The 7287-nt window shown below is 43.9% G+C and carries 6 protein-coding genes; 5 read left to right on the forward strand and 1 reads right to left on the reverse strand.

The window, feature by feature from the left end:
* The coding region (locus GNE10_RS29685; RefSeq protein ID WP_185569316.1) for a phosphoribosylanthranilate isomerase at positions 1-631 on the reverse strand (631 nt) is incomplete at its 3' end.
* Between the two features lie 120 nt (positions 632-751).
* Between GNE10_RS29685 and psaK the strand changes: the two genes are divergently transcribed.
* The 5 genes from psaK to GNE10_RS29710 all read left to right on the forward strand — a co-directional run bounded on the left by psaK (position 752) and on the right by GNE10_RS29710 (position 7054).
* The gene (gene psaK, locus GNE10_RS29690) at positions 752-1006 is read left to right on the forward strand and encodes a photosystem I reaction center subunit PsaK (protein ID WP_185569318.1); all 255 of its coding nucleotides are present in this window, start codon (positions 752-754) and stop codon (positions 1004-1006) included.
* Positions 1007-1514: 508 nt separating this feature from the next.
* Positions 1515-2711 (forward strand): site-2 protease family protein, encoded by a 1197-nt coding sequence (locus GNE10_RS29695; RefSeq protein WP_185569320.1) that lies wholly within the window; start codon positions 1515-1517, stop codon positions 2709-2711.
* Between the two features lie 317 nt (positions 2712-3028).
* Positions 3029-4390 (forward strand): ribosome biogenesis GTPase Der, encoded by a 1362-nt coding sequence (der, locus tag GNE10_RS29700; RefSeq protein WP_099068467.1) that lies wholly within the window; start codon positions 3029-3031, stop codon positions 4388-4390.
* Positions 4391-4511: 121 nt separating this feature from the next.
* A complete protein-coding gene (locus GNE10_RS29705) occupies positions 4512-5432 on the forward strand; it encodes an energy-coupling factor transporter transmembrane protein EcfT (RefSeq protein ID WP_099068468.1) in 921 nt (306 codons plus the stop codon).
* 38 nt (positions 5433-5470) lie between these two features.
* Positions 5471-7054 carry an anthranilate synthase component I gene (locus GNE10_RS29710; protein WP_185569322.1) on the forward strand — a complete coding sequence of 528 codons (1584 nt, stop codon included), beginning with the start codon at positions 5471-5473 and terminating at the stop codon, positions 7052-7054.
* The last annotated feature ends 233 nt before the right edge of the window (positions 7055-7287 follow it).

The raw sequence follows: 7287 nt of genomic DNA on the forward strand, positions 1-7287 counted from the left end.
CTCCCCTTCTCCCTAAGCGCTCAAATAAAAGTGCTACCTTAGCTAAATCCTTATCTCCAGGTGCGCGTTCTAGTCCACTAGATAAGTCAATGCCGCCGGGATTTACCTGACTCAAAGCTTGGATAATATTATCTGTTGTTAGTCCCCCAGCTAAAAACCAAGGGCGATTGGAACTATATTGCTGTAACATTTTCCAATCTAAGGTTTTGCCTGTACCACCTAGTTGTTGGGGATGGTAAGCATCGAATAATAAAGTGTCTACGTAATTTGTGTAATTAGCTGTTGTCTGAAGCTGTTCGGGAGTACGAATTCTGAATGCTTTTAGGATTTCAATATTAGACAAAGCTTCGCGTAATTGGTCACAAAATTCTGGCGATTCATCACCGTGTAACTGAACTCCAGTTAAGCCAGAATCTATAACTATTTGCTTGATTGCGTCAATGCTGGCGTTGGCAAAAACACCAATCTTATCTATATTTTCTGGTAATTGTGCCACTGCTGCTTGAATTTGGGACGTAGTAACATAGCGAGGCGAACTAGGCACACAAATAAATCCTAGTGCAGTTGCGCCAAGAGAGGCGATCGCTATGGACTGCTCTGGTTGAGTAATACCGCAAATCTTAACGCGCATCAAAATTTCACAAATTTCAAATAATCATCAGAAAAGTCTAAACTATCTCAAAAACTTTTGCGCCTGCTAACTTTATAATCTTGTAGGTCTACATTAACTTTCTATTTAGGAGACAAAAGCTTGATTTCGTCTACTTTATTAGCAGCCGCAGCATCTGTTCCTCCAACACCCGTCTGGACTCCCACAGTAGGAATCATCATCAGCCTTAGTAGCCTACTAGTTCTTTTGCTCAGTACTAGGATTGAAAAACCCTTAGTAGGCCCCAAGTTACCTATTTTGCCGGTTAGTATTCCAACATTCATTGGTGCAATGGCTTTTGGTCATGTAATCGGCATTGGTATTGTTTTAGGACTTACTAACATCGGCCGTCTGTAGGTTTTAAATTACACAAGCCTTGCTTCTAACTTTGCATTGACCAAACTCCGTTGTGGTGGGAGTAGTGAGGTGAGGAGATGAGGGAGAGGGGGGAATGAGGAGATGAGGGAGAAGGGGTAGACAAGGAGAGAAGTCTGAGCAGAGGTTTCCGACCATCAGAACTTCGGAGAGAAAGATTGCTACCTTGTCTTTGTTAAGTTCTGTTCGTCGTTCGCTTTTGGCGTTTCTTAAAGAAGATAAGCCAACCCTCGCAAGCTTGCTAAAGCTGCGCTATCGCCGGAAGCTTGGGGTGGTGACTTCTCTCCTTGTCTTTCTTCCCTTGTCTCCCTCATCTTTCCACTACCCACTCCCCACTTTTGCTCACAGGCATTAATTGTCTATTCTAGAAATTAGAGCTTTTGATAACTGAGCATCAACGTGAATAATGCCCAGGAAGATATACTTACCAAAATTTACGAAAAATCGCGGTGTAGGAGCTATTGAAAATATCTAGTTTTAGGACAATGTAATGCAAACAAATTGGAAAATAGGGTCTTTATTTGGAATTCCTCTGTTTTTAGACCCGCTGTGGTTTGTAATTTTAGGGTTGGCAACTCTGAACTTTGGGGTGGCTTACCAAGAATTGGGGAATGTTATAGCTTGGAGTGCAGGAATCGTGATGGCACTGCTGCTATTTGCTTCGGTGTTGTTACATGAGTTGGGTCACAGCTTAGTAGCTCGATCGCAAGGGATTAAAGTTAACTCTATTACTCTGTTTTTGTTTGGTGGCATCGCTGCCATTGAAGAAGAATCTAAAACTCCAGCACAAGCCTTTCAAGTAGCGATCGCTGGCCCTGCGGTGAGTGTCATACTATTTTTTTTACTACGTTTAGTAGCTACTGTTTTACCTGATACCAGTGCAGTCAGCATGATGGTGGGAGATTTGGCAAGAATTAACCTAGTGCTGGCACTATTTAACATGATTCCCGGTTTACCTCTAGATGGAGGACAAGTGTTAAAAGCAGCACTATGGCAAATAACAGGTAATCGTTTCCAAGCCGTACACTGGGCTGCAAGAACCGGGCAAATTTTGGGTTACACTGCCATCGCCTTTGGATTTGTTATAGATTTCTTCACCAGAGAATTAGTACTTGGTTTATGGGTTGCGCTGTTGGGCTGGTTTGCTGTCCGCAACGCTAACAGTTATGACAACGTCACCACATTGCAAGAAAGCTTATTGAAGGTCGTGGCCGCCGATGCCATGACCCGCGACTATCGAGTAGTTGATGCTGACCAGACATTGCGTTCCTTTGCCGATTTATACCTATTGGAAACAGCTCCTTTACAAGTTTATTTTGCTGCTTCTGATGGACGTTATCGGGGTTTAGTTTCCATTGACAATTTGCGTTTAATTGAAAGAAGTCAATGGGAAACCCAAACTGTACACAACATCGCCCGTCCTTTGACAGAAATACCCCATGTTAGCGAGTCTACATCTTTAGTTGAAGTAATTAACAAACTAGAAAATCAGCAATTACCTTGGATTACCGTCCTTTCTCCCGCTGGTGCGGTAGCTGGAGTCATTGACCGGGGAGATATTGTCAGGGCATTAGCACAAAAATTAAATTTGCGGATTGCAGATGCCGAAATTAAGCGTACCAAACAAGAAGGTACTTATCCGCCTGGGTTGCAACTTGGATTAATTGCAAAATCCACTGAAAATTAAGTGTCACATCTTCGTCATAGCATTGCAATGGATTTGTCAAAAAGCTGTGTGATATTTGATCTGGTATTTGGTTACAAAATGCTTTTTTTGGGTTCGAGGTAGGGTCACCTACCTTTTTTTATTTTTTAACTAGCTAAATAGGGCATGGGGCATAGGGTATGGGAAAAGGGAAAGGGGTAAGGGGAAAAGGGGAAAGAGTAAATTGATTCCTTTTCCCGGTTGGTGAGCTTGTCGAACCATTAACCTTTTCCCTTGCCCCTCTAGCTCAATATAATGAAACTATGTGATATACTACATTTCTCACTTACCCTGGTTTTATGGGACTGCCAATTGTTGCTATTATCGGACGCCCAAATGTGGGCAAATCTACCCTGGTTAATCGTCTCGCAGGGGAACAAACGGCGATTGTCCATGATGAACCAGGGGTGACACGCGATCGCACTTACATGGATGCTTACTGGCGCGATCGTGAGTTTTTGGTGGTAGACACCGGCGGTTTAGTTTTTAATGATGATACGGAATTTTTACCCCTGATTCGCCAACAGGCAATGACAGCACTCAGAGAAGCCAGTGCTGCTATTTTTGTTGTCGATGGTCAAACAGGCCCCACATCCGCAGACCAAGAAATCGCTACTTGGTTGCGCCAACAACCTGTACCAGTGCTACTAGCTGTCAATAAATGCGAATCTCCAGAACAAGGCTTAATCCAAGCGGCTGAATTCTGGGAATTGGGATTGGGGGAACCTTATCCCATCTCAGCCATTCATGGAAGTGGCACTGGAGAGTTACTCGATGAGTTAATTAATCACATTCCTGTTGTGGGAGAAATCCCAGAAAATAACGAAATCAAAATTGCAATTGTCGGACGCCCAAACGTCGGCAAATCTAGTTTACTCAATGCTTTTGTTGGTGAAGAAAGAGCAATTGTCAGCCCCATTTCTGGTACAACCCGCGATGCGATTGATACTGTTGTGGAACGAAACGGGCAAACCTATCGCTTGATTGACACCGCCGGTATTCGCAAAAAGAAACAAATAGAATACGGCACAGAATTTTTTAGCATAAACCGCGCTTTCAAAGCAATTCGCCGCGCTGACGTGGTTTTATTAGTACTAGATGCTGTGGATGGAGTTACAGAGCAAGACCAAAAATTAGCTGGGCGGATTATTGACGAAGGTAGAGCTTGCATCATCGTAGTTAATAAGTGGGATGTTGTGGAAAAAGACTCTTACACAATCTACGACTACGAAAAAAGTTTGCAAGCACGGTTACATTTCACTGAATGGGCGGAAACAATCTTTGTTAGTGCTTTAACAGGACAACGGATAGAAAAGATTTTAGACATAGCGAACATAGCGGCGGAATCACACAAACGCCGCGTTAGCACATCAGTGATTAATGAAGTTTTAACAGATGCAGTAAGTTGGCATTCACCACCAGCATCGCGCAGTGGCCGTCAGGGCAAAATTTATTATGGTACACAAGTGAGTACCCAACCGCCAACCATCGCCTTATTTGTCAACGACGCCAAACGCTTTAACGACAACTATCGTCGTTACATTGAGCGACAATTCCGGCAACAGCTAGGATTTAAAGGTAGCCCCATTCGTTTACTCTGGCGGAGTAAAAAAGTTCGTGATGTTGAAAGTGGTAGTGTTAATCGAGCAACACGCGTCTAGAATTTTGGATTTTTGATTTTAGATTTTAGATTCGGGCAAATTAGGTTAAAGTCCAAAACATTAGAGAATCACAACCACCGTCATAATCCAAAATCCAAAATCTAAAATCTAAAATCAAAACATGGATTTACTGCGATCGCTACCACTTGGACTTTATTTAGAACAACCCCAAACTTGGTTGCATAAAATCGATCCGCGAGTCAAGTTTGCCTGGTTGATGAGTTTTTTAACCAGCTATGTCTTAGCCAACAACTTTTGGCGGGTACTGTTGGTGGTAATGTTGATTATTACGACCTTATTTGCAAAAATTCCCCGACGAGTATGGCGGCAACAAATGGGTTGGCTGTTGATGCTATCATTTTTCGTCTTAGCCATCGCAGCCATCAGTCCAGATGCAATGGGTATAAATTATCAGCCACGCCTACCAGCAAATGAACAAATATTAACTCAGCCAGCAAATTCCAATAATGTAGCTCCAGAAGAAACAAGTAATGGGCAAAAATACAGCTACGTACTATTTCATAAAGGCCCCGTCAGAGTGACTCGCCGTTCTTTGGATTTGGGAATTAGTCTGAGTTCGATTATATTTACTGTGATTTACAGCACCAATCTGTATCTACTGACAACCGCACCAGAAGAAATCACATCTGGTATAGAAAGCTTAATGCAACCCTTACGGCGTTTGAAGTTGCCTGTTACAGAAATTACTTTAACTTTAACTTTATCTTTGCGCTTTATACCTTTAGTTTTAGAAGAAGTCCAAAACTTATTTCGTTCTGTAATGACAAGGGCAATCAACTGGAAAAAGCTGGGATTAAAAGGAGCATTTAAGGTTTGGATGACAGTGGCAGAGAGATTGTTAGATAATCTTCTCCTACGAGCCGAACAAATGGCCAATGCAATGATGGTGCGGGGTTTTACCAGTCCCAACGAGCATCGAGTCCAGTGGCACGACTTACGATTAAAAGCTCTTGACTGGGTTGCTATTGCAACTTTAATCTTATTCTGGGGAATACGGCTAGCTGTAGGAACTAAAGTCTAATTTGCCACCCTTGAAAATAGAAAGCTTCTAATTATAGTATGACCAAGGCTTGGTATTGGCGATCGCTACCCTTAGAAAAGCGCACAGGTTCCGAAGTTTTTGCTGCCTTGTTTCGCCCCAGCACCACCACAGGAATTGCTACCTTACTGGAAAGTCCCTACCCAACCCCCATCGAACATCCCCAACTCAGTCGATATTCTATCTGTGCAGGCGCTCCCCGTGTAATCGATGGCGTTCCCCAAATGTGGACGCCAGCACTAGGGGAAGTTTTCCCCCTCCTAGAAAAATTGTTGCAGCAAGGTGATGAGGGAGCAGGGGAGATGAATTTTTCCCCTCCCCCACTTCTGCCCAATGCCCAATGCCCAATGCCCAATGCCCCATCCCACCTTCCTTTTAACGGTGGTTGGTTGGGTTGGCTAGGCTACGATGTCGCATGGGAAATTGAACAGCTACCGACTAATAAAATTGATCCCCTGCCATTTCCCGTAGCTTTTTGGTATGAACCAGATTGTTTTGCAGTTTTAGACCACGCCGAACAAATTCTTTGGTTAGCCGCCAGCCATCCCAATGGACTCGATGAGTTACAGAAAAACTTGGAGAAAGAAGTAGAGGGGCAGGGGGTAGGGAACAAAGGAGAAAATCCTCCCCCCTGCTCGCTGCTTTCTGCTTTGCCGCCTCTTTTCTTGACATGTCAATCAGATTATGAAACCTCTGTCAATCAGGCGAAAAAATATATTCAAGCTGGAGATATTTTTCAGACAAATCTTTCCTTACGGTTTCAAGCATCCACAGCCGCTTCTGGGTGGGAAATTTACCAAGCCTTACAAAAAATCAATCCTTCACCTTTTGCCAGCTATTGGCAAACGCCTTGGGGAGAAGTAATGAGTTGTTCCCCGGAACGGTTGGTATTGTTGCAAAATCGACAAGCACAAACCAGACCCATCGCCGGCACGCGATCGCGTGGTATAACTCCAGAACAAGATATGCAACTGGCACAAGATTTACTTAGCAACAGCAAAGAACGTGCAGAACACATCATGCTTGTGGACTTAGAACGCAACGATTTAGGGCGAGTGTGTGAATGGGGAAGTGTTGTTGTAGACGAATTGCTGACAATTGAGCGATATAGCCATGTGATGCACCTTGTGAGCAACATCCAAGGTACTTTAAAAAGCGATCGCACCACCATTGATTTAATTCGCGCTACTTTCCCAGGTGGCACAATTACAGGCTGTCCCAAAATCCGGTGCATGGAAATTATCGAAGAACTAGAACCAGTGCGGCGCAGCTTATTCTACGGTTCCTGTGGCTATTTAGATTGGCGTGGTAATTTAGACTTAAATATCTTAATCCGCACCCTGCTACTAGCACCCATGAATGAAGGTGGCGTGGTCAGGGGAGTACGCGAAGAAATTACTTCCTCATCTCCCACCCTGCGGGTTGGCGCTAGCGTCTCCCAAAAAGAAGCTAAAGCTACATCTCCCCATCCCCCACTCAACATTGTTTGGGGACAAGTAGGTGCCGGAATTGTTGCAGACAGCGATCCTGAAAAAGAATGGTATGAATCTCTGCACAAAGCTCAAGCACAACTAGCAGCACTGAAAATGCTGAATAATCATTGAAGAAGGCAGAAGGCAGGAGGCAGAGGGCAGAAGGGACAATTAAGAAGGGGATTCAGACCCCTCCTTAATTGAGGCCACCAAATCAGAGATTGTGGTGGGGGTCTTAAACCCTTGTTCCCTTCGGTCACGGGCAGAGGGCAAAAAACAGTATTCCTTCTAACTTGAAAATCAAACTTTGGCTTTAGCCCAAGAAGAGTATGTGGCGGAAGTCGTTGAATTACAACAGCCATAAC

The sequence above is a fragment of the Nostoc sp. 2RC genome (assembly GCF_014222165.1).
GTDB lineage: Bacteria > Cyanobacteriota > Cyanobacteriia > Cyanobacteriales > Nostocaceae > Nostoc > Nostoc linckia.